The 22592-nt window shown below is 72.6% G+C and carries 21 protein-coding genes; 9 read left to right on the forward strand and 12 right to left on the reverse strand.

What is annotated here, in order from left to right; all coding sequences use genetic code 11:
- Window positions 1-26 precede the first annotated feature (26 nt).
- The 7 genes from ACSBPG_RS09910 (at window position 27) to ACSBPG_RS09940 (ending at window position 6556) form a co-directional block, all read left to right on the forward strand.
- A complete protein-coding gene (locus ACSBPG_RS09910) occupies window positions 27-1043 on the forward strand; it encodes a Zn-dependent oxidoreductase (RefSeq protein ID WP_435536990.1) in 1017 nt (338 codons plus the stop codon).
- A 38-nt stretch (window positions 1044-1081) separates the two neighbouring features.
- Window positions 1082-2080 carry a TRAP transporter substrate-binding protein gene (locus tag ACSBPG_RS09915; RefSeq protein WP_435536991.1) on the forward strand — a complete coding sequence of 333 codons (999 nt, stop codon included), beginning with the start codon at window positions 1082-1084 and terminating at the stop codon, window positions 2078-2080.
- A 70-nt stretch (window positions 2081-2150) separates the two neighbouring features.
- The gene (locus ACSBPG_RS09920) at window positions 2151-2657 is read left to right on the forward strand and encodes a TRAP transporter small permease (RefSeq protein ID WP_435536992.1); all 507 of its coding nucleotides are present in this window, start codon (window positions 2151-2153) and stop codon (window positions 2655-2657) included.
- Window positions 2657-3934 carry a TRAP transporter large permease gene (locus ACSBPG_RS09925; RefSeq protein ID WP_435536993.1) on the forward strand — a complete coding sequence of 426 codons (1278 nt, stop codon included), beginning with the start codon at window positions 2657-2659 and terminating at the stop codon, window positions 3932-3934. Before ACSBPG_RS09920 ends, ACSBPG_RS09925 begins: the two co-directional genes overlap by 1 nt.
- A 33-nt stretch (window positions 3935-3967) precedes the next feature.
- Entirely contained in the window at window positions 3968-5164 is a 1197-nt protein-coding gene (uxuA, locus tag ACSBPG_RS09930) for a mannonate dehydratase (RefSeq protein ID WP_435536994.1), read from the forward strand.
- A 2-nt stretch (window positions 5165-5166) separates the two neighbouring features.
- A complete protein-coding gene (locus ACSBPG_RS09935; protein ID WP_435536995.1) occupies window positions 5167-6249 on the forward strand; it encodes an Ldh family oxidoreductase in 1083 nt (360 codons plus the stop codon).
- Between the two features lie 58 nt (window positions 6250-6307).
- Entirely contained in the window at window positions 6308-6556 is a 249-nt protein-coding gene (locus tag ACSBPG_RS09940; protein ID WP_435537029.1) for a type II toxin-antitoxin system VapB family antitoxin, read from the forward strand.
- Between the two features lie 174 nt (window positions 6557-6730).
- On the opposite strand, the gene ACSBPG_RS09945 is transcribed toward ACSBPG_RS09940, so the two are convergent.
- From ACSBPG_RS09945 to ACSBPG_RS09960, 4 genes are all read right to left on the reverse strand, one after another.
- Entirely contained in the window at window positions 6731-7054 is a 324-nt protein-coding gene (locus ACSBPG_RS09945; RefSeq protein ID WP_435536996.1) for a branched-chain amino acid transporter permease, read from the reverse strand.
- On the reverse strand, window positions 7051-7761 hold the full coding sequence (locus tag ACSBPG_RS09950) for an AzlC family ABC transporter permease (protein WP_435536997.1): 711 nt from the start codon (window positions 7759-7761) through the stop codon (window positions 7051-7053). The genes ACSBPG_RS09945 and ACSBPG_RS09950 overlap by 4 nt, the downstream gene beginning before the upstream one ends.
- Window positions 7758-8645, reverse strand: coding sequence for a DMT family transporter (locus ACSBPG_RS09955; protein ID WP_435536998.1), 888 nt, complete (start codon window positions 8643-8645; stop codon window positions 7758-7760). The genes ACSBPG_RS09950 and ACSBPG_RS09955 overlap by 4 nt, the downstream gene beginning before the upstream one ends.
- 217 nt (window positions 8646-8862) lie before the next feature.
- A complete protein-coding gene (locus ACSBPG_RS09960; RefSeq protein ID WP_435536999.1) occupies window positions 8863-10314 on the reverse strand; it encodes an acetamidase/formamidase family protein in 1452 nt (483 codons plus the stop codon).
- Between the two features lie 395 nt (window positions 10315-10709).
- Here ACSBPG_RS09960 and ACSBPG_RS09965 point away from each other — a divergent pair, with 395 nt between their 5' ends.
- Window positions 10710-13067 (forward strand): acetamidase/formamidase family protein, encoded by a 2358-nt coding sequence (locus ACSBPG_RS09965; protein WP_435537000.1) that lies wholly within the window; start codon window positions 10710-10712, stop codon window positions 13065-13067.
- A 331-nt stretch (window positions 13068-13398) separates the two neighbouring features.
- On the opposite strand, the gene ACSBPG_RS09970 is transcribed toward ACSBPG_RS09965, so the two are convergent.
- The 8 genes from ACSBPG_RS09970 to ACSBPG_RS10005 all read right to left on the reverse strand — a co-directional run bounded on the left by ACSBPG_RS09970 (window position 13399) and on the right by ACSBPG_RS10005 (window position 20798).
- On the reverse strand, window positions 13399-14175 hold the full coding sequence (locus tag ACSBPG_RS09970) for an SDR family NAD(P)-dependent oxidoreductase (protein ID WP_435537001.1): 777 nt from the start codon (window positions 14173-14175) through the stop codon (window positions 13399-13401).
- Window positions 14176-14211: 36 nt separating this feature from the next.
- Window positions 14212-15126 carry an SMP-30/gluconolactonase/LRE family protein gene (locus ACSBPG_RS09975; protein ID WP_435537002.1) on the reverse strand — a complete coding sequence of 305 codons (915 nt, stop codon included), beginning with the start codon at window positions 15124-15126 and terminating at the stop codon, window positions 14212-14214.
- Window positions 15123-16667 (reverse strand): tripartite tricarboxylate transporter permease, encoded by a 1545-nt coding sequence (locus tag ACSBPG_RS09980; RefSeq protein WP_435537003.1) that lies wholly within the window; start codon window positions 16665-16667, stop codon window positions 15123-15125. The genes ACSBPG_RS09975 and ACSBPG_RS09980 overlap by 4 nt, the downstream gene beginning before the upstream one ends.
- A 33-nt stretch (window positions 16668-16700) precedes the next feature.
- A complete protein-coding gene (locus tag ACSBPG_RS09985; protein WP_435537004.1) occupies window positions 16701-17213 on the reverse strand; it encodes a tripartite tricarboxylate transporter TctB family protein in 513 nt (170 codons plus the stop codon).
- A gap of 64 nt (window positions 17214-17277) precedes the next feature.
- The gene (locus ACSBPG_RS09990; RefSeq protein ID WP_435537005.1) at window positions 17278-18243 is read right to left on the reverse strand and encodes a tripartite tricarboxylate transporter substrate binding protein; all 966 of its coding nucleotides are present in this window, start codon (window positions 18241-18243) and stop codon (window positions 17278-17280) included.
- Between the two features lie 113 nt (window positions 18244-18356).
- Window positions 18357-19007: a 2-dehydro-3-deoxy-6-phosphogalactonate aldolase gene (locus ACSBPG_RS09995; protein ID WP_435537006.1), complete on the reverse strand. Its 651-nt coding sequence runs from the start codon at window positions 19005-19007 to the stop codon at window positions 18357-18359.
- The gene (locus ACSBPG_RS10000) at window positions 19000-20004 is read right to left on the reverse strand and encodes a 2-dehydro-3-deoxygalactonokinase (protein ID WP_435537007.1); all 1005 of its coding nucleotides are present in this window, start codon (window positions 20002-20004) and stop codon (window positions 19000-19002) included. The genes ACSBPG_RS09995 and ACSBPG_RS10000 overlap by 8 nt, the downstream gene beginning before the upstream one ends.
- Window positions 19968-20798 (reverse strand): IclR family transcriptional regulator, encoded by an 831-nt coding sequence (locus ACSBPG_RS10005; RefSeq protein ID WP_435537008.1) that lies wholly within the window; start codon window positions 20796-20798, stop codon window positions 19968-19970. The genes ACSBPG_RS10000 and ACSBPG_RS10005 overlap by 37 nt, the downstream gene beginning before the upstream one ends.
- 872 nt (window positions 20799-21670) lie before the next feature.
- On the opposite strand from ACSBPG_RS10005, the gene ACSBPG_RS10010 reads away from it, so the two are divergent.
- Entirely contained in the window at window positions 21671-22540 is an 870-nt protein-coding gene (locus ACSBPG_RS10010) for a cation diffusion facilitator family transporter (RefSeq protein WP_435537009.1), read from the forward strand.
- The last annotated feature ends 52 nt before the right edge of the window (window positions 22541-22592 follow it).

Raw genomic sequence — 22592 nt, forward strand, 5'->3', positions numbered from 1 at the left:
CCCTTCCAGCCGATAGGACGACAGCCTTGGTTGCCCTGACCGTCGAGAAACCCCACGTGCTGACCCTGGCCGACGCCGCCGCCCCGGCGGCGGCGCCCGGCGAGGTTCTGGTGCGCGTGCAGCGGGCCGGCATCTGCGGCTCCGACATGCACATCCTCCACGGCTCCAACCCGTTCGCCGTGTATCCCCGGATCATCGGCCACGAGTTCGCCGGTGTCGTCGAGGCGGTCGGCGACGGCGTCGACGGGCTGGCGCCCGGCGACCACGTGGTGGTCGACCCGGTGGTGTCGTGCGGGCGCTGCTACGCCTGCCGCGTCGGCCGCTCCAACGTCTGCGCCAGCCTCGAGGTGTTCGGGGTGCACCGCGACGGCGGCTTCCGCGACCGCGTGGCGGTGCCGGCGGCCAACGCCGTCAAGGTCAGCCGCGACCTGCCCATCGCCATCGCCGCCCTGGCCGAGCCCTTCTCCATCGCCGCCAACGTGCTGAGCCGCACCGGCATCGACGCCGGCGACACGGTGCTGGTCTACGGCGCCGGCACGGTCGGCCTGACGGTGCTGCAGGTCGCCAAGCTGCACGGCGCCCGCTGCATCGTCGCCGACCTCGACGAGGCGCGGCTGGAGCGCGCCCGCGCCTTCGGCGCCGACGTCGCCCTCAACCCCGCCGCCACCCCGGTGCCGGAGGCCGTGCGGGGGGAGAACGACGGGCTCGGGCCGTCGGTCGTCATCGACGGCGCCGGCGTCCCGGCGCTGCTGGAGGAGGCCTGCCGCGTCGCCAGCCCGGCCGGGCGCATCGGCCTGCTGGGCTTCTCGCCCAGTCCCTGCCCGGTGATCCAGCAGGAGATCGTCAAGAAGGAGCTGACCCTGGTCGGCTCCCGCCTCAACCGGCGCCTGCTGCCGCAGGTGGTCGCCTGGCTGGAGGCCGGCAAGCTGACGCCGGCGGCCATGATCACCCAGACCTTTCCGGCGGTGCGCGCCGCCGAGGCGTTCTCGCTGATCGAGAACGACCCGTCCAGCACCATCAAGGTGCAGCTCACCTTCGACTGAAGACCGTCGAACCAACGATCGAAACGGAGGAGTCACCCATGGAGTTCAAGACCCCGCTGTCCCGCCGCGCCTTCGGCCTCGGCGTCGCCGGACTCGGCGCCGCCGCCGCGGTCACTGGCGCGCCGGCCATCGTCCGGGCGCAGACGACCCTGAAGCTCGGCCATCTCGGCAACGAGGACAACGTCTGGCACAAGGCGTCGCTGAAGTTCGCCGAGGAGGTCGCCAAGCGCACCGACGGCGCGCTCAAGGTCAGCGTCTTCCCCAACGAGCAGCTGGGCAAGGAAACCGACCTCATCAAGGGCATCCAGCTCGGCATCGTCGACTTCACCATCACCGGCGAATCCCTGCAGAACTGGGCGCCGAGCGCCGCCCTGCTGGCCGTGCCCTACGCCATCCGCGACCTCGACCACCTGGACAAGGTGGTGAAGGGGGAGACCGGCAAGAAGATCGCCGCCAACATCGAGGACAAGACCGACCTGCGGCCGTTGACCTACTTCGCCCGCGGCCCGCGCAACCTCACCTCCAACCGGCCGGTCAAGAGCCCGGACGAGCTCGACGGCCTGAAGCTGCGCGTTCCCAACGTGCCGCTGTTCGTCAAGTTCTGGGACGCGCTGGGCGCCAAGCCGACGCCGATGGCCTTCTCCGAGGTGTTCACCGCGCTGCAGAGCCACATCATCGACGCCCAGGAGAACCCGCTGGCCCTGATCAAGTCGGCCAGCTTCTTCGAGGTGCAGAAGTACGTCAACCTGACCGAGCACGTCATCAGCTGGATCTACCTCGTGGGCGGGGCCAAGAAGCTGAGCCGCCTGCCCGAGGCGCAGCAGACTGCCATCGCCGAGGCCGCGGCGGCCGCCCAGGCCTACGAGCGCGAGCTCTTCCTGGCCGACGAGAAGCAGCTCGCCGCCGACCTCAAGGCCAAGGGCATGGAGTTCGTCGAGGTCGACAAGGAGGCCTTCGCCAACCGCGGCCGCGAGGCGGTCGCCGCCGCGCTCAACCCGGAGATCAAGCCGCTCTACGAAGAGATCGTCGCCGCCTGACCCGTCGCCGCCGCCCGGGGCCCCGGCCTCGGGCGGCGGCGGACGCCCACTGCTGTTCCGGAGAGTTCCGATGCGGAGAGTCCTCGCGATTCTCGTCGCCGGGGCGAGCGGGCTGTGCCGGTACGGTACGCTGGCCGCCTTCGCGGTGCTGGTCGCCGTCGTCCTGTTGCAGGTGGCCGGGCGCGTGCCCGGCATCCGCTCGCCGGCCTGGACCGAGGAGGTGGCGCGCTTCGCGCTGGTCTACCTCGTGGCCTTTTCCTGCGGCCTGGCGCTGCTGCGCGGCGACCTCGTCAACGTCGACCTGTTCGTGGCGCCGCTGCCCGACGGGGCCCGCCGGGTCGTCGACCGGGTGGTGGACGTGGTCGTCCTGGCGTTCTCGCTGGCCATCATCCCCGGCGCCTGGCTCTACGTCGACGGCAGCTTCGGCGAGCGGGCGCGCTCCATCGACCTGCCGATGGTCGGCGTCTACGTGGTGGCGCTGATCATCCCGGTGTCGCTGGCCTTCTTCTCGGTCGCCCGGCTGCTCGGCCTCGGCCATCCCGAGCGCATCGACATGGAACGTGGGGAGCTGACCTGATGCTGATCGCCGCCCTCTTCGGCAGCTTCGCCGTCGCCCTGGTCCTCGGCGTGCCGATCAGCATCGCGCTGGGCCTGTCGGCGGCCGTCTATCTCTGGCTCGCCGGCATCGACCTGACGGTGGTCCCGCAGTTCATGTTCGCCGGCATGGACAGCTTCGTCCTGCTGTGCATCCCCGGCTTCGTGCTGGCCGGCAACCTGATGAACGGCGGCGGCATCACCGACCAGATCGTGCGCTTCGGCAACGCGCTGGTCGGCCACATCCGCGGCGGGCTGGGGCTGGCCAACGTCACGGGGTCGATGATCTTCGCCGGCATCTCCGGCACCGCGGTGGCGGAGACCGCCTCCATCGGCGCGGTGATGATCCCGGCCATGAGCAAGTCCGGCTACGACCGGCCCTTCGCCGCGGCCGTCACCGCCGCCGCCTCGACGGTCGGGCCGATCATCCCGCCCAGCGTGCCGATGATCATCGTCGGCACGCTGACCGGCCTGTCCGTCGGCAAGATGTTCATGGCCGGCGCCGTCCCCGGCCTGATGCTGGGCCTCGGCATGATGATCACCGTCTACATCCTGGCGCGCAAACGCGGCTATCCCAAGGGGACCTGGGCCGGCTTCGCCGAGCTGCTGCGCTCCAGCCGCGCCGCGGTCTGGGCGCTCTTGATGACGGTGATCATCCTCTACGGCATCGTCGGCGGCGTCTTCACGCCGACCGAGGCGTCGATCGTCGCCGCGCTCTACGCCTTCGTCATCGGCCTCTTCGTCTACAAGGGCTTCCGCCTGCGCGACGTGCCGGGGCTGATGCTGGAGAGCGCCATCGGCTCCGGCGGGCTGATCCTGCTGGTGGGGCTGGCCAACGTCTTCGGCTGGATCCTCACCAGCGAGCAGATCCCGCAGACCATCGCCGCCGCCATGATGGCGCTGACCACCAACAAGTACCTGATCATCCTGATGATCAACGTGCTGCTGCTGATCGTCGGCACCTTCATGGAGACGATCGCCGCGCTGATCATCCTGTTCCCGCCGCTGCTGGCGGTGGCGACCCAGGTGGGCATCGACCCCATCCATTTCGCCACCTTCGCCGTCCTGAACCTGATGATCGGCCTGACGACGCCGCCGGTGGGCGTCTGCCTGTTCGTCGCGGCCAACATCGCCAAGGTCTCGCTGGCCGAGATCACCAAGGCGATCTGGCCGTTCCTGCTGTGCAACCTGATCGTCCTGCTGCTGGTGTCCTTCATCCCGGCGCTGTCGCTCTGGCTGCCCAACCTGTTGTTCCGCTGAGGCGGACGAGATCATCGAGGATAGAGAGAACCCATGGAACAGACCTGGCGCTGGTGGGGGCCGGACGACGTGATCCGGCTCGGTCACATCCGTCAGACCGGGGCCAGCGGCATCGTCACGGCCCTGCACCACATCCCCTACGGCGTCGTCTGGCCGGTGGAGGAGATCGAGCGGCGCAAGGCCGCCATCGCCGCCGACCCCGCGCTGGGCCTGCGCTGGAGCGTGGTGGAGAGCCTGCCGATCCACGAATCCATCAAGATCGGCGAGGGCGACCTGGCGCCCTTGTTCGAGAACTACCGCCAGTCCCTGCGCAACCTCGCCGCCTGCGGCGTGACGACGGTGTGCTACAACTTCATGCCGGTGCTGGACTGGACGCGCACCGACCTCGCCGCCCCGGTGCCGGGCGGCGGCACGGCGCTGCGCTTCAACGCCTTCGAGTACGCCGCCTTCGACGTCCACATCCTGGAGCGCCCGGGCGCCGAGGACGAGCACGACCCCGAGGTGCTGGCCCGCGCCCGCGCCTGGATCGGACGGGCCAGCGAGTCCGACAAGAAGAGGCTGCTGGCCAACATCATGGCCGGCCTGCCCGGCGCCTTCGACCGCTACGACGTGCCGGGCCTGCGCGCCATGCTGGAGCGCTACCGCGGCATGACCGTCGACGCCCTGCGCGAGCGGCTCGCCCGCTTCCTTGAGGAGGTGATCCCGACGGCCGAGGAGGTGGGCGTGCGCATGTGCATCCACCCCGACGACCCGCCGCGCCCGCTGATGGGCCTGCCGCGCATCGTCTCGACCGAGGACGACCTCGCCTTCATCGTCGGCGCCGTGGAGTCCGAGGCCAACGGCATCACCTTCTGCACCGGCTCGCTGGGGGCCGGCCGGCACAACGACGTGCCGGCGATGGCCCGGCGCTTCGCGCCGAAGATCGCCTTCGCCCACCTGCGCAACGTCACCAAGGACCCCGACGGCTCGTTCCAGGAGGCCGACCACCTCGGCGGTGACGTCGACATGGTCGCGGTGGTGACGACCCTGCTGGAGGAGCAGAAGCGCCGCCGCGACGCCGGCGACCCGCGCTGGCGCATCCCCTTCCGCCCCGACCACGGGCACGAGCTGCTGGACGACGTCGGCAAGCCGACCCATCCGGGCTATCCCGCCATCGGCCGCCTGCGCGGGCTGGCCGAGATCCGCGGCGTCATGACCGCGGTGGCGTCGCTGCGCCAGCTCCCGGTGTAGCCATGGAGACGTTCGACGAGGTGCGGGTCCCCCGCGCCGACCTGGAGACCTTCATCGAGGCGCTGCTGGTGGCGGCCGGGTCGGGCCGCGATGGCGCTGCGGCGGTCGCCCGCGCCGTCGTCGACGCCTCGGCGCGCGCCTTCGACACCCACGGCGTGCGCCTCGTGCCGCACTACGTGGCGACCCTGGCGGCGGGGCGGATCAACCCCGACCCGGACGTCCGCTTCACCCGCTCCGCCCCGGCGGTCGGGCACGTCGACGCTGACAACGGCTTCGGCCACCTGGCGAGCTTCCGCGCCATCGACGAGGGCATCGCGCTGGCGCGGGAGACCGGCATCGCCGCGGTGGGCGTCGGCCGCTCCTCCCACCACGGGGCGACCGGCTGCTACACCCTGGCGGCGGCCAGGCGCGGCTACGCCGCCATCGGCATGACCCACGCCGACGCCATCGTCGTGCCGCACGACGGGATCAAGGCGTTCCACGGCACCAACCCGCTGAGCTTCGCCGTGCCGGTCGAGGGCGACGAGCCGATGCTGCTGGACATGGCGACCAGCAGCATCCCCTTGAACCGCGTGCTGTTGCGCCGCGCCAGCGGCCAGCCGCTGCCGCCCGACGTGGCGGTGGACGAGCACGGCGCGGTGACCACCGATCCCCACCGGGCGGTGGCGCTGCTGCCGCTGGGCGGCACCAGCTACGGCTACAAGGGGGCGGGGCTGGCGGCGATGGTCGACCTGCTGTGCTCGGCCTTCACCGGCATGCTGCACGGCGCGGCGCTGCCGCCGTTCGCCGGGCCGGACCTGTCGCAGAAGGCCGAGCTCGGGCACTTCTTCATCGTCCTGCGGCCGGACGTGTTCCAGCCGCTGGCGATGATGAACGCCCGCATCGCCGCCTTCCTGGACGATCTGCGCGCCCAGCCGGCCAAGCCCGGCACCCGCGTCATGGCGCCGGGCGACCCGGAGCGCGAGCCGACGGAGGAGCGCAAGGCGAACGGCATCCCGGTCGACGTGACGACCTGGGGCAAGCTGCGGGAACTGGCGGACGGCTACGGCTGCCCGGTGCCGGCGGCCGGTCCTTCCACGCCCTGAGGAAAGGGCCTATCCTCAAGGCCGGGAGGTCTTCGGCGGGGGCGGCAGGTCGATCCACATCGAGAACCGCGAGGCTGAGGCGCTGGTCGGCGAACGGACGGCGGCGGCCGGGAAGGGCACCGCCCAGCTCGTGCTCGATCCGCTGCGCCGCGAGGCGCAGCGCCTGCGCGCCCGCCGGGTCCGCAGCGCCGGGGAGGCCGAGGCGCGGATGGCGCAACGGCATCGTGCGTTGGCGGCCCTGCCGGTTCTCGATCCCCGGTCGCCGGACGCGATCGTCGGCTACGACGGCGAGGGGCTGCCGGGCTGACGGTCGTCGACACGTCGGCCACCATGGCGTTCTCCTCGCCGAGCCGGACGCCGTGCGCTACGCGCGCGCCATCGGCGGCGCCGATGTCCGGCTCATCTCGGCCGCCACCGTGTTGGAACGCTCGATCGTGGCCGTCGCAATAGCGGCCGATGCCGGTTGTCGGCGCGGCCGGCGTCACGCCGCCGCGAGGTGCAGCACCAGCATGCAGGCGGCGGTGCCGGAGCCCACCGACAGCAGCAGGTTGCGCAGCGCCAGATGGGCCGCCACCGTCACCGCGGCGCCGATTCCCTGGGCCAGCGGCGTCGGCGCCGCGGCGGCGCCGAGGCCCCAGCCCATGTGGACGATCAGCACGGCCAGCACCGCCGGCGGGAACAGCTCGGCGAACAGGCGCCGCAGCGCCGGGCCGGCCAGCCGGGCGCCCACCAGGAAGGGCAGGAAGCGCACCGCCGCCGTCGCCAGCGCCATCAGCACGGCGGTCAGGAGGACGGTGGCGGTCATGGCCGGCGCCCCGCCCGGTCCGCCAGCACGACGGCGACCAGCGCCGCCGCCAGCGCCGGCAGCAGCGTCCCCGCGGTGCCGAACGACACCAGCACGGCCGCCGCGGCACCCGCCGCGACCAGGGCGGCCAGGGCCTTGCGCCGGGTGCGCATCTGCTCCAGCAGCAGCACGATGAACAGCGCCGTCAGGGCGAAGTCGAGGCCCTGCACCGTTCCCGGCAGGAAACCGCCGAGCGCCGCGCCCAGCGCGCAGCCGGTCACCCAGTAGCCCTGGTTCAGCAGCGCCACCCGCCACAGCAGGCCCGGCGCGGCGTCGCCGTGGGTCTGTGCCGGCGCGGCGGCGGCCAGGACGGCGTAGGTCTCGTCGGTGAGCGCGAAGGCGAAATAGGCCTTGGCGGCACTCCAGCCGGGGAAACGGTCGAGGAAGGCGAGGCCGTAGATGGCGTGGCGGGCGTTCAGCACCAGGGTCGCCAGCGCCACCTCGACGGGCCCCTGGCCCGCCGCCAGCATGCCGGCGGCCAGGAACTGCGAGGCGCCGGCGTAGACCAGCACCCCCAGCAGCGGCGCGCCGAGCGGCGGCAGGCCCTGCTGCACCCACAGCACGCCGAAGGCGACGCCGATCGGCACGTAGCCCACCAGGATCGGCAGGCTCAGCACGAAGGCGCGGCGCCAGGGCGTGGCGGGAGGCTGCAGCGCGACCTCGCTCATGGCGTGCAGGCCCGCAGGCGGCGGCGCAGCGGCAGCAGCTCCACCGTCAGGATGCAGGTCAGCATCAGGGCGCAGCCCGCCAGCGCCGGAGCGGGCAGCCGCTCGCCCAGCACCACGGCGCCGGAGACGGCGGCCACCACCGTCTCGCCGCTGAGGATGACGGCGGTGTCGGCCGGTGCCGTGTGGCGCTGCGCGATGGCCTGGAAGGAATAGGCCAGCGCGCCCGCCAGCAGGCCGCAATAGGCGATGGTCCACCAGGCGTCGAGCAGCGCCGCCGGCCCGGTCGACTCGACCGCCGCCGAGGTCGCCGCACCGAGGGCGCCGCACACCAGGAACTGCCCGGCGGCGACCGTCAGCGGCGCCCCGGTGCGCCGGACCATGGCGCCCACCAGCAGCACGTGGGCCGCCCAGAACACCGCGCCGGCGATCACCCACAGATCGCCGGGCGCGATCGAGACGGCGCCGGCGCCGCTCAGCAGCCAGGCCGCGGCGAGGCAGCCGGCGGCGGCCGGCCACACCACGGGGTGGGGGACCTGGCGCAGCGCCGCCAGCCCGATCAGCGGCACCAGCGGCACGTAGAGGGCGGTGAGGAAGCCGGCGTTGGCGACGCTGGTCCGGCCGATGCCGATCTGCTGGAGCAGGGCGGCCGCGTACAGGGCGCCGCCGGTGGCGGCGATGCCCAGCGCGTCGGCCGCGGTCAGCCGGCGGCCGCCCGGCGCCCGGCGCCCGGCGAAGGGCAGCACCGCCAGGGCGGCGAGGAGGAAGCGCGCGCCGGTGAACGCCATCGGCTCCACCGTGGCGTCGGCGATGCGCTGGACGACGAAGGTGCTGCCCCAGATGACCGCCGTCAGGGTGAGGAGGAGATTGGCCTGCAGGCGGGTCATCGCGCGCGGCCGTCGGAGAGTCGGCCTTCGGGGAGTCGGCCGTCGGAGGTGCGGCGGGCGGCGGGGGCGGGGACGGGCATCGGCGCGCGGGGCAGGGTGACGGGGAGGCGGATGAAACCCGCTTTCCCCGCGTCCCCGCAACCCCGATTTCGCAGGGGGCTGGGCTGCGGGCGGGCGCCCGGCCCGCCGCCCGCCGCCCCCCCGACGGCCGATGCCGCTAGACGCGGCCGGAGAAGATGTCCTTCTTGATGACGGCGTGGACGCCCCAGTTGCCGTCGACCACCTGGGTGATGCCGAAATCGACGCCGATCGACATCAGCGACACCGCCTCGTCCTCGCTCAGCCCCTTCGCCGTCATCAGGAAGTGGCGCATCTTGCGGAAGGCGTCGCGCAGCGCCAGGTCGACCGACGACTTCGCATAGATCGCGCTCTGCGCCTCGGGCCCGAGCTCGGCCAGGTAGTTGGCGAAGGAGAAGCCGTGCACCAGCCAGTCGGTCTGGCTCTCCAGCAGGGGATAGTTCAGCTCCTCCAGCGGCGTTCCCGCGAGGTCCGCCTTCTTGTGCAGGATGAGCTGGAAGGTGCCGGTCAGCGAGCACTCGATGGCGGTGCCGCACAGCTCGCTGTCGCCCTGGGAGGCGTGGGGGTCGCCCACCGAGAGGAGCGCCCCGGCGACCGACACGGGATAGTACATCGTCGCCCCCTTGCCGATGCGCCAGTTGTCGATGTTGCCGCCGGTGTAGCTGGGCGGCACCGTGTCGACGAACTCGGCCTCGGCCGGCGCCAGGCCCATGGTCCCGAAATGCGGGCGGATCGGCACCCGGATGCCCTTCAGGACGTCGTGGTTGCGCGACGTCAGCCGGTGGTCCACCGGCACGCCGGGGTAGTCGATGGTCGCGTGCTCGACGCCGAACGGGTCGGTCTGCGGCACCCACTTGAAGCTGTAGACGGCCTCGGCCCAGCTGCGGCCGCCGGTGGCGTCGACCTCGTAGATGGTCACCACCTCGCGCTTGGCGCCGCCCAGCATGTCGTTGTAATGGAAGCCCCAGTTGGCCGCGGCGTTGGAGCCGAAGGCCTTGCCCTTGTGGGCCGGGTTGGCGCAGGGCCGGGGCACGCAGTCGAGGATGCGCACCTCCAGGATGTCGCCGGGCTCGGCGCCGCGCACGAAGACCGGGCCGGTCATGATGTGCACGCCCATCCCCTCGCCGGAGCCCTTCTTGTAGGCCTTGGGATCGGTCGGGCCGGCGCCGCGGCGGTCGACGCCCTTGCGGTCCTTGGTCCAGAGATAGACGCTCTCGGCCCCGGGATCGCCCTGCACCATGCGCTCGAGGTCGTCGCCGGCGTGGTGGGTCAGCGTCTCGACGGTGACGTAGTCGCCGCTGTCGACCTCCAGGCGCGGCTTCAGGCCCTTGCTGAAATAGCCCCAGTGGACCGTCTCGGCGTTGGCCGGCAGGTAATGGTGGGAGCGCTGCTGCGGCTGCCGGGCGGCGGAGGCGCGGGCCAGCCCCGGCGTCACCACGCTGAGGCCGCCGGCGCCGGCCAGCGCCGCCAGCCCTCCCGTGGCGTACACGCCGCTGCGCAGGAAGCCGCGGCGTTCCGCGTCGATGTCGTCCTGGAACGCCTTGCGGTGGGCCTGGAAATCGGGACAGGTCACGTCGTCACCACGGCACATGGGCGAGCCTCCGTCGCTGCAGGGGGGAACGTCGCCCACGACTATCGGCGCATCTTCGGCGCCGCAGCAACAGGCGCGCGCGCCGGCCGCGCCGCCGGTGGCGGCCGGCCCCGGGCCGCGGCCGTGTGGGAAAACGTATTCGAAATCAACACGTTGTCTATGGAGTGGCAGGGCCTGCCGGCGCGGCGTGGCGGTCGCCGCGTCGGCCATGGGCAAGAGTTTGTTCGCATTGCGTCAAAAGATCGGCGTCGGATAGGCTTACCATGGTCGATGCGCCCGACGGGGATCGCACCCGTTGCGCGTCGCGGCCGGCGGACCGGCCGCGGGCCAGGTCCACGAGAAAGGGCCGCGAGCAAGGGCCGCGAGCAAGGGCCGCGAGCAAGGAAGGTGACGGCATGTCCGCCAGCCCGCTGCATCTCAACGTCGACAGCTTTCCCGCCGCCGGCCGCCGCGCCGCCTGGGACGCCGCCCTCGCCGCCCTGTCCCTGCGCTGCCTGGCCGCCGGCGACGAGGTCGGCGGCGCCATCCGCCTGAAGCGCTCGTCGAGCGGCGCGCGCCTCGCCCTCGTCTCCGGCTCGCCGCAGCGCCAGGGGCCCGGCGGCGAACCGACGGCGGACGCTCCCTTCCTGCTGCTGCTGGTCCTCAAGGGGCGCGGCAGCCTGCGCGCCGGGACGCGGCTGCTGGAATTCGCCGACGGCGATCTCGTCGTCCTCGACCTCGGCGTGCCGTGGCAGCTCGGCTGGCGCCAGGACTTCGACGCGGTCTTCCTGGAGCTGCCGCGCCCGTCGCTGGCCGTCCGGCTGGGGCGCAGCCGCGTCCCGCTGCCGCTGGTGCTGGGGAGCACCGTGGCGGCGCAGTCGGCCAAGGCGCTGCTGCGGGTGCTCGCCGGCTCCGTCGACACGGTGGAGCAGGCCTGCCTCGGCGCGGTCGAGACGGCGGTCACCGAATTGGCGGTCAGCGCGCTGCTGTCGGAAGCGCGGGCACCCGACGGCGCCATGACCCAGGTGCAGGCCGCGCATTTCCGCCGCGTCGCGGCGGCCATCGACAGCCGCCTGTCGGAACCCGAGCTGGCGCTGTGCGACGTCGCCCGCGCGGTCGGCATGTCGGTCCGCTACCTGCAGCGCCTGTTCGAACGGCGCCAGGAGAGCTTCTCCTCCTACGTCCGCCGGCGCCGGCTCGACCGCTGCAAAGGCGAGTTGCAGGACCCCAACCACGCGCGGGAGAGCGTCGCCGAGATCGCCCTGCGCTGGGGCTTCGCCAACCAGGCCCACTTCAGCCGCGCCTTCAGCGCCGCCTTCGGCGTGCCGCCGCGCGCCGTCCGCTCCGCGGCACCGCCGCCCGCGTCCTACCCGCTGCGCGGCAACCCCGGCCCCTTGCGGGCGATCCCGGGCGGGGCGAGCCGGGCGCCGCGGCACCAGGGGGCGGCCGGGGCCGGTCCGGCCGCCGCCGCCGCCGCCGCCGACCGGGACCATCCCGGCCCGCCCGAGCCGGCGGCCCCGCCCGCCGGCAGCCACCACCTCCCGGCCCGCCCGGGCACGGTGCACTGGGGCTATCTCAGCCGCCACCTGCCGCCGGTGCTGCGCGTGCGCTCCGGGGCGACGGTCCGCGTCGAGACGCTCACCCAGCACGGCGGCGACGACTACGAGCGCATGATCGCCGGCGACCCGGCGGCGGAGAGCGTCTTCGCATGGACCCGCGAGGGCAAGGCCGTCGACCGGCGGGGCGCCGGGCCGATGGACGGGCGGGTGTTCGGGCGCGGCGCCGGCGAGGGGTTCGGCGTGCACATCTGCACCGGCCCCATCCACGTCCGCGACGCCGAGCCGGGCGACGTGCTGGAGGTCGAGATCCTCGACCTGTGGCCCCGCCCCAGCGGCAATCCCGCCTTCGCCGGCAAGGCCTTCGCCAGCAACGCCTCGGCCTGGTGGGGATTCCAGTACAACGACCCCCTGCACGACGCGCCGCGGCGCGAGGTCGTCACCATCTACGAGATCGACCTGGCGGAGCCCGGCTTCGCCCGCGCCCTCCACAGCTACCGCTGGACGCCGCAGACCGATCCCTTCGGCGTGGTGCACGAGCGGATCGACTATCCCGGCGTCGTCGTCGACCCCGCCACCGTCGCCCGCACCGGCGGCGTCCTGGAGGGGGTGCGGGTCCCGGCGCGGCCGCACTTCGGCTTCATCGGGGTGGCGCCGCGCGAGGCCGACATGGTCGATTCCATCCCGCCGGGCTATTTCGGCGGCAACATCGACAACTGGCGGGCCGGCAAGGGGGCGCGCCTGTTCCTGCCGGTCGCCGTCGAGGGGGCCCTGCTGTCGGTCGGCGACGGCCATTTCGCGCAGGCCGACGGCGAGGTCAACGGCACCGGCCTGGAGTGTTCGCTCACCGGCGACCTGCGCATCCGCCTGCACAAGCAGGGGAGGCACGCCGAGCCCCATCTGCGCGGCCTCAAGACGCCGCTCATCGAGACGCCGACCCACTGGGTGGTGCAGAGCTTCAGCTTCGAGAACTACCTGCGCGACCTCGGCCGGCCGGCGCAGACCGAGGTCTACAAGCGCTCCACCGTCGACCTCGCCCTGCGCAACGCCTTCCGCCAGGCCCGCCGCTTCCTGATGGACGTCTACGGCCTCGCCGAGGACGAGGCGCTCAGCCTGATGTCGCTGGCGGTGGACTTCGGCGTCACCCAGGTGGCCGACGGCAACGTCGGCGTGCACGCGGTGATCGACAAGGCGATCTTCGCCGGCCGGCGGCGCTGACGGATTGCCGAATAATTAGGCAGATCCCCGCGATCCTTGTCGCCTGGGATCATCCACGGAGTCGTCCCGGACTCGCCCACAGACTTATCCGCACGTTCTGGGGATATCCCTGCCGAAAGGCGGAGGGCTTCGCCTTTCGGCAGGGGCCAGCGGGCCAGCCAGCCGCCGTCCACCGGCAGGATCGTGCCGTGCACGTAGTCGGACGCCGCCGAGGCCAGGAACACGGCCGGACCGCCGAGGTCGTCCGGCAGGCTCCAGCACCCGGGCGGTCGCTCGCCCGGGCGTCCCCGAACACAACACGTGGACGCCGTGGTCGTAGCCGCCCGGTGGCTCAGGGCATGTACTGGCCGCCGTTGACGTCCAGCACTTGGCCGGTGATGTAGCCGCTGCAGGCGTGCGAGGCGAAGAACAGGAAGGCCGGGGCGCACTCCTCGGCGCGGCCGAAGCGGCCCATCGGGAAGCCCTGGCCGATCTTCGTCTTGGTCGCCTCGTCCTTGTCGGCGTGGAAGGCGGTGTCGAAGGTGCCGGGCGAGACCATGTTGAAGCGGATGCCGTCCTTGGTGTGGAAGGTCACCCAGTTCTTCTGGATGTTGTGCAGCCACGCCTTGGCCGCGCCGTAGAGGCCGGCGCCGGGGCCGCCGCCGGTGTAGCCGGCGACCGAGCCCACCGAGATCACCGCCGCCGTGGTGCCGCTCGCCTTGGCCGAGGCCCTGAGGTGGGGCAGGGCGTACTTGGTCGTCATCAGGGCGGAGCGGGCGTTGAGGTCGGTCACCGCGTCGAAGAAGGAGTCGTCGATCTCCTCCAGCGGCGTCCGGCCGACCAGGCCGCCGGCGTTGTTGACCAGCACGTCGAGACCGCCGAAGCGGGCGACGAACGCCTCCACCAGCGTGGCGCAGGCCTCGCTGGACGACACGTCGGCCGGGAAGAACGCCACCTCGCCGCCGAGATCGTTCAGGCGGGCCAGGGTGGCGTCCAGGTCGGCCGGGGTGCGGCGCCCGTTCATGCCGACCTTGGCGCCGGCGCGCGCGAAGGCCTCCACCGCCGCCAGGCCGATGCCCATGGTGGAGCCGGTGACGAGCACGCGCTTGCCCTTCAGATCGTCAAACATGCCTTGCCTCTTGTCAGGTCGTGGGAGCGCGCCCGCTCAGCCGAGCAGGCGCGGTTCGGGAAGGCCCTGGGGGCCGGGGCGGAACATCAGCACCCGGCCGCCGTGGGGGTCGTCGGCGAGATCGTCCGGCCCGCGGCAGAGCGAGGTGACGATCATCGTGCGCAGGTCGTCGCCGCCGAAGGCGCACATGGTCGGCTTGCGCATCGGCACGTCGATGCGGCGGTCGAGCCGCCCGTCCGGCGTGAAGCGCTTGATGCAGCCGGCGTCGAGGCAGCAGATCCAGTAGCAGCCGTCGGCGTCCACCGTCGCCCCGTCGGGGCGGCCGCCGTCCGCGCCGAGCTCGGCGAACACGCGGCGGCCGCTGGGGACGCCGGCCTCGGGGTCGTAGTCCCACGCCCAGACCGTGCGCACGTCGCGGTGACTGTCGGAGGCGTAGAAGGTCCGCCCGTCCGGGCTGAAGGCGGAGCCGTTGGGGATGATGTAGCCGCCGAGGCCGGTCTCCCGCAGCCCCTCGCCCGGGGTGAAGCGGTGCCAGGCGCCGGAGCGGTCGCCCTGGGCGATGTCCTTGACCATGCTGGAGAGCCACAGCCGGCCCTGGCGGTCGCACCGGCCGTCGTTGAAGCGCATGCCGTCGCGGGGAAAGGCGGCGGTGGCGAGGCGGGTCATGGCGGCGGGACCGCCGTCGCCGGACAGGGCCACGGCGAAGACGCCGGTCTGGCAGCCGACGACCGCGCTGCCGTCCGGCCGCAGGGCGAGGCAGCCGACCGGCTCCTCCACGGACCAGGTGGCGAGGGCCCCGGATGAGGGATCGAAGCGGTGGATGCGGCCGGCGGGAATGTCGATCCAGACCCACCGCCCGGACTGCGCATCCCACACCGGGTTCTCTCCGGTGCCGGTGCGTAGGTCGGGCAGGATCACCGCATCGAGGCCGATGGCGGTGACGGTCGTCATTGGCCGCTCCCCGCCGCGTCGTAGGCCGCACCGGAATCGGCGGCCGGGTTGCGGCCGGCGGCGCGGTGGCTGATGTAGCGCCGGACCAGCGGCAGCAGCAGGGTGAACGCCGCGGTGACCAACAGCACCACGGTGATCGGCCGGGTGTAGAGGAAGTCGAGGCTGCCGTCCGAGAGCGACAGGGCGCGGCGGAAGTTGGCCTCGGCCATCGGCCCCATGATCAATGCCAGCACCACGGGCGAGGCCGGGAAGTCCCACTTCTGCATGAAGTAGCCGATCACGCCGGCGGCCAGCATGATGCCGACGTCGAACAGGCTGTTGTTGAGGGCGTAGGTGCCGACGATGCACAGCGCCAGGATGGCCGGCGTCAGGATCGACTTCGGCATCTGCAGGATGCGGCCCATGAAGCGCAGCGAGGCGAGGCCCATCACCAGCATGGCGACGTAGCAGAAGAGCATGCCGGCAAACAGCGTGAACACCAGGTCGGCGTGGTCCTGGAACAGCAGCGGCCCCGGCTGAAGCCCCTGGAGCGTGAGCGCCCCCAGCATCACCGCGGTGACCGCGTCGCCGGGGATGCCCAGCGTCAGCATGGTCAGAAGCGCGCCGCCGGTGCAGCCGTTGGCGCCGGACTCGCAGGCGGCGACCGCGTTCAGCTCGCCCTTGCCGTAGTTCTCGGGTGTCTTGCTGAAGCGCTTGGCCTCGTTGTAGGCGACGAAGGCGGCGATGTCGGCGCCGGCACCCGGGATGATGCCGATGACGACACCCAGCCCCATCGAGCGCAGCACCGTGACCAGCATGCGGCGGTAGGTGCTCCAGGGCGGGATGATCCGCCCGAGCGCAGCGGCCGCGCTGCCGCCGAAAGAGGAATGCTCCATCGCCTTGAAGGCTTCGGCGGCGGCGAACAGGCCGATCATCACCGGGATGAACGGAACGCTGAAGAGCTCCGTGTAGCCGCCGGTGTAGCGCGGGAAGCCGGCCATCGGATCGAGGCCGACGGTGGCCAGCAGCAGCCCGAGGAAGCCGGTGATCAGTCCCTTGATCACCGACTTGCCGGAGATGCTGGCGATGATGCTGAGGCCGAAGACGGCGAGGGCGAAGGATTCCGACGCGCTGAACTCCAGCGCGAAGCTGGCGAGGATCGGCGCCAGGAAGATCAGCACCAGCACGCTGCCGGTGCCGCCGAGGAAGGACGAGAAGGTGGCGGTGCCGAGCGCGATGCCGGCCTGGCCCTTCTTGGTCAGCTCGTAGCCGTCCATGGCGGTGGCGGCGGCGGCCGGGGTGCCGGGGATCTTCAGCAGGATGGCGGTGACCGAACCGCCGTAGATGCCGCCGAAGAAGACGCCGCAGATCATCAGCAGACCCGACAGGGGGTCCATGCCGAAGGTGAAGGGAAGCAGGATGGCGACGCCCATGGTCGCCGTCAGGCCGGGCAGGGCACCGATGACGATGCCGAGTGCCACGCCCACCAGGGCCAGCAACAGCGCGAAGGGCTGGGCCATCAGCGTCTGCGCGCCCTGAAGAAGCAGATCGAGTTCGAACATGTCAGGCCTCCGCCGGCAGCATCCGACGCCGGGTCATTCGAAGAGGCTTCCTTCGGGAAGCGGGACGTTCAGGCCGTGCAGGAAGGCGACGTAGATGACAGCCGTTAGCCCGGCCGCGATGACCGCGTTCCAGAGGAGAGTGCGCCGTCCCATCAACCGCATGAGACCGAACAGGTAGACCGCCATGGTCACGAGGAAGCCGAGATAATCCATGGCGAAGATGCAGATGGCGGTGGCGACGATGCCGGCGGCCACGGCGCCGTAGCTGGGCCGGTCCGCCGCGGGGACCTGTTGCGGCGGTGCGGACGGCGCGCGCAGTGTGTTGATCGCCAGCACGGCGCTGAGGCCGATCAGGGCGATGGCGTAGACGATGGGGAAGCGGGCCGGGCCGACGTCGGTCGCCAGCCGGGTCGCCGGGAAGCCCAGCGCGGTGACGATGGCGGCGACGGACACGGCGACGACGAGGCCGGCGATGACGAGGATGGCGAGGCGATCGGTCGGCCGCAGGCCGTCGTCGTCGCCGTCCGTTTGCGGGGCGTGGCTCATGGCGGGGGCTCCTTCCGGACGAGGGACCGTCCCCGGCGGCCACGCCGCCGGGGACGGGCGCCGGTCACTGCGCGATGCCGAGCTCGGTCATCAGCTGCTTGAAGAACGCGTTGTCCTTCTGCATGACCGCCTTGAACTGGTCGGAGTCGGCGTAGGCGTAGGTGAGGTTCATCTTCTTCAGCTGGTCGCGGAAGGAGGGCTCCTCGGCCGCCGCCTTGGCGGCGGAGCGCAGCGTGTCGACGACCGCCTTCGGCGTGCGCTTCGGCACGACGATGCCGCGCCACGTGGCGACCGACACGTCGATGCCCTTCTCCTTCAGCGTGGGCACGTCGGGGAAGGTCGTGGAGCGCTCCTCGTCCATGACGGCGAGGATGCGCAGCTTGCCCGCCGCCACCTGGCTCGCCACCTCGGCCGGGCTCACGGTGACCGCCTCGATGTGGTTGCCGAGCAGCGCGGTGACCGCCGGGTTGGCGCCGTCGTAGGGGATGTGGTTGAAGACCGCACCCGCCTTCTTGCCCATCGCCTCGGCGGCGAGGTGCCAGATGGCGCCGGTGCCGGAGTTGCCGATGCGCACCTTGCCGGGGTTCGCCTTGGCCTCGGCGAGGAACTCCTCGATCGTCTTCCACGGCGCGTCGGCGTTGACGGTGACGGCGCTCGGCTCGGCGTTCAGGCGGGCGATCGGGGTGTAGTCGTCGACCGAGAACTGGGCGAGGCCGAGATGCGGCAGCATGGTGATCTCCACCGTGCCCATGCCGATCTTGTAGCCGTCGGGGCGGGCGGCCATGATCTCGGTCAGGCCGACGGCGCCGGCGCCGCCGGTCTTGTTGACGACGCCGATGGCCTTCGGCAGGTGGCGGTTGGCGGCGTCGGCGAAGGCGCGGGCCACCAGGTCGGTGCCGCCGCCGGCGGCGTAGGGGACGATCAGCTCGATCTGCTTCGTCGGGTATTCGGCGGCCTGGACGCCGGCCATCAGGCCGGCGGACACCACGGCGCCGGTGAGGGCGCCGGTGAGAAGGCGAAGACACTTCATAGCGAACTCCCTTGGGGCTTGGTTGGGGCGGTGGGTGCGGGGCGATGTCCGGCGGCGCGTTCTGCGGTCGCCTCGAGACGGCATCGCCCGTCGGGGAACGGGGGGCGGCGGGATCAGCGCGGCGGCAGCCCTCTCCAGGCGGCGGCGAACCGGCGCGCCCGCTCCGCCAGGTCGGCGGTGGCCAGCCCCGGCGTGTAGAGGGCCGAGCCCAGACCGAAGCCGGCCGCGCCGGCGCGCCAGTGGGGCTCCATGGTGTCCGGCGTGATGCCGCCGACCGGCAGCAGGCGGGTGCCCGGCGGCAGCACGGTGCGCAGGGCCTTGAGCACCGGCGGGGTCAGCAGCTCCGCCGGGAACAGCTTGAGCGCGGCGGCCCCCGCCTTGAGCGCGGCGAAGGCCTCGGTCGGGGTGGCGACGCCGGGCACGCAGGCCAGCCCGGCGGCCGCGGCGGCGCCGATCACCGCGACGTCGGCGTGCGGCATCACCGCCAGCTCGGCGCCCAGGGAGGCCAGCCGGGCCACCTGCCCGGTCTCGGTGATGGTGCCGGCGCCGACCAGCGCGTCGGCCGGCAGGCGGCGGCGGATGCGGGCGATGCTGTCGAACGGCTCGGGCGAGTTGAGCGGCACCTCGATGAGGCGGAAGCCCTGCTCGTAGAGCGCGTCGGCGGCGGCCTCGGCCTCGCCGGGGGTCAGCCCGCGCAGGATGGCGACCAGGGGCAGGGCGGCGAAGGCGCCCTCCAGGCGCGCGGTCAGGGTGGCGTCAGGCATGGGTGTGCTCTTGCGTTGCGGCGATCAGCCGGGCCGCCGCGGCGAACCGGTGCAGCCCCAGGGGGGCGGTGTTCTCGAGGCGGGCCGTCGGCGGGACGCCGAGGAGCTCCAGCGCCCGGACGTAGCGGCGGCACAGCGAGCCGTCGCCGATCAGCAGCAGGGGCGCGCCGGCGGTCAGCGCCTCGCCCATGCGGGCCAGACCGGAGGTCAGCTCGTGGCCGATGAGCAGGCCCGAGAGATAGTCCTTCAGCAGCTCCGGCGCCTTGCGGTGGGTGAGGCCCAGCGTGCGGGTGGCGAAGAGCTGGTGCGGCAGGTCGCCGGGCCCGCTGGCCCGGGCGGCGCGCACGCCCTCGGCGAAGGTGTCCTCGGCGTCGTCGCGCTTGGCCGGCGCGCCGTCCGGCATCAGCCGGCCGAGGATGGAATGGCGGCACAGCAGGGCGAACAGCTCGCCGGTCATGTAGGTGTCGAAACCGAGGATGCGGCCGCCGCCGATCCGCACCCATTTGGAGTGGGTGCCGGGCAGCACCATGCAGGCCCGGGCCGCCCAGTCGGGCCGGCCGGCCAGGGCGCCGGCGATCTGGATCTCCTCGCCGCGCATCACGTCGGGAGCGGCGTCGGCGGGATCGTAGAGCACGCCGGGGGCGATCAGCACGCGCACCCCCGACGCCGTCGTCACGGCGGCGGCGTGCGACGCCAAGGTGCCGGTGTCGGCCGGGCAGCGGACGTAGGGCGCCTCGACCCAGCCCTGGGCGCTGCCCACCATGCCGCCGGCCACCACCGGCAGGCCCGGCCACGCCGCCAGCCAGTCGCCGCACAGCCCGGCGAAGGCCTGCTCGAAGCCGGCGGCGCCGGGGACGGGCAGGTTCTGGATGCCGTGCGCCGTGGCGCGTTCCGCCAGCACGCGGCCGGCTTCGTCCATCAGGAAGCCGCGCAGACTGGAGGTGCCCCAGTCCAGCGCGATCAGGGCTGCCCGTTCCGGGCCGTTTCCCGCGTCCATCCCAGTTCCTTCGAAATTGCGTCGGCGGCCGCGCGGACGAGCGGTGCGAGCTCGGCCATCCGGCCTTCCGGCATGTAGGGAATGGCACTCGCCAGGCTGATGGCGGCGACGACCTGGTCGCGGATGTCGCGGACCGGCGCGCCGACGCAGCGGATGCCGATTTCGTTCTCTTCGAGGTCGAGCGACCAGCCCTGGCTCTGGTAGCGCGCGAGGCGCGTCTCGAACTCCGGCCAGGGAACCAGCGGCGGCCGCTCGGGCACGCCGGCCGACATCTCGCACGCCTGGTCGTACAGGGCCCGCCAGCGGCTGCGCGGCATGCCCAGCATCAACGCCTTGCCGACGCCGGTGGAGGCGACCGGCATGCGGTGGCCGACGCGCGAGCGCATCTCCAACCCGTGGGTGCCGGGGATCTTGTCGAGGTAGAAGACCTCGGCGCCTTCGGCGACGCCGAGATGGACGGTGTCACCGGTCTGCCGCGCCAGCGCCTCGAGGTGCGGCCGGGCGACGGCGACCAGGGGCCGCTGCTCCAGCGCCTTGCTGCCCAGCGCGATCAGCTTCGGCCCCAGCAGATAGCCCTTGTAGGGCACGTGGTGCAGATAGCCCTCGGCGACCAGGCTGCTCAGCATGCGGTGGGCGGTGCTGCGCGGTGTGCCGAGCCGGGCGGCGATCCCCTTCACGTCGTCGACGCCTTCGGCCACGCATTCGAGGAACGCCAGGCCGCGCAGCAGCGTCTGCGTGCCCTTGACCTGGGGCCGTTCCGGCGTGTCCGGCGCGTCTGCCCGATGCTCGACCATGGAAAGCGATCCGTCGCCCGTCGTCCTGCCCGGGAGTGTAGGGCTGGCCGCCATGGTGTGTCAAATAGGAAGAAGGCTGCCCAAATGGTGAGACAGTCGGTCGCAGCGGGACGATGTCCGGGAGAGTGATCCGTGCCTGCTTTTTAGGCAAATCTCTCCGCGCCTTGTTCCGTGTGACGATTCACGGAGTCGTCCCGGAGTCTCCCACAAACTTATCCGCACCTTCTGGGGATATCCCCCGAACGGATAGGTCGGCCCGCCCACCGCGCGGCGGGCCGGACGTCCCCGCCGCCGTCGGCGGCCATCCGGGCCGGCGCGGGACGGGCCGCGGCGAGCGGCCGTGTCAGCCGCATCGTCTCGGCGCAGTCGTAGTGCCAGGGCCGGTTCTGGGGATCGCCCGCCCAGTGCGGGCGGCCGGGCAGGATGGGGTGTCCGCAATGGCAGCAGACCGGCGGCGCGGGCGGGGTGATCTCCGCCTTGTCGAGGGCCGTCTTCATTGGTGGGGTCTGTTGTTGTTTCTGGAGAGAACCGCAGGGGAGCGCGGGTCTTACGACAGGGGTTCCGGCGGTCGCCACCGCAAGGAAGGGGTAGGCTTCCCCGGACGGATGGGCGCCGGGCCGCTCCGCGTCTTCGGCACGGGCGTTCCCCCGGCCCTCCGGTGTAGACTTCGGCGCGGCGGATTGGCGGAAAACAGGGGAGCGCGCATGGTTCACGGCGATCGCGGGCACACGGACGGCGGGCATACCTCCGGCGGACATACCCACGGCGGTCATGGTCAAGGGGGGCACGCCCATGGCGGAGCGTCCCATGGTGGGCATTCCCATGGCGGGCATTCCCATGGTGGCGCCGGCCACGGCGGCCATGCCCCGGAGGTGACGGCCGACAGCGAGCGGCGGGTCTTCCTGGTGATGCTGCTGACCGGCGGCTTCATGCTGGCCGAGGTGGCGGGCGGCCTGATCTCGGGCTCGCTGGCGCTGCTTGCCGACGCCGGGCACATGCTGACCGACTTCGCGGCGCTGGCGCTCTCCTGGTTCGCCTTCCGCCTCGGCCGCCGGCCGGCCGACGCCCAGCGTTCCTACGGCTGGCACCGCTTCGAGGTGCTGGCCGCCTTCGTCAACGGGCTGGCGCTGTTCGCCATCGTCGGCTGGATCGTCGCCGAAGCGGTCGGCCGCCTGTTCGCGCCGGTGGAGGTGCTGGGCGGCACCATGCTGGTGATCGCCGCGCTGGGCCTGCTGGTGAACGTCGTGGCGCTGGTCATCCTGAACCGCGGCGGCGGCGGCAACCTCAACGTCCGCGGGGCGGCGCTGCACGTGCTGGGCGACCTGCTGGGCTCGGTCGGCGCCATCGTCGCGGCGGGCATCATCCTGTGGACCGGCTGGACGCCGATCGACCCGATCCTCTCGGTGCTGGTGTCCCTCCTCGTCCTGCGCAGCGCGCTGGCGCTGGTGCGCGAGTCCGGGCACATCCTGCTGGAGGGCACGCCGCCCGACGTCGACCCGGCGCGGGTGGGGGCGGCGCTGCGCGACGTCGACGGGGTGGTGGACGTCCACCACGTCCACGCCTGGTCGCTGACCGGCGAGCGGCCGTTGCTGACCCTGCACGCGGTGGTCGAGGACGGTGCCGATTCCGACGCCGTGCTGGCCGCCGTGAACCGGGTGCTGCGCACCCGCTTCGGCATCGACCACGCCACCGTCCAGCTCGAGCGGGGCCCGTGCCCGCATGGGACGGCGGCGTGCGACTGACGTCGGCTGCGCCTTTCACGACGGGGCGCCGCTGCCGCGTGCGGCGCCCGCG

It is taken from the genome of Azospirillum sp. ST 5-10, assembly GCF_051225715.1.
GTDB lineage: Bacteria > Pseudomonadota > Alphaproteobacteria > Azospirillales > Azospirillaceae > Azospirillum.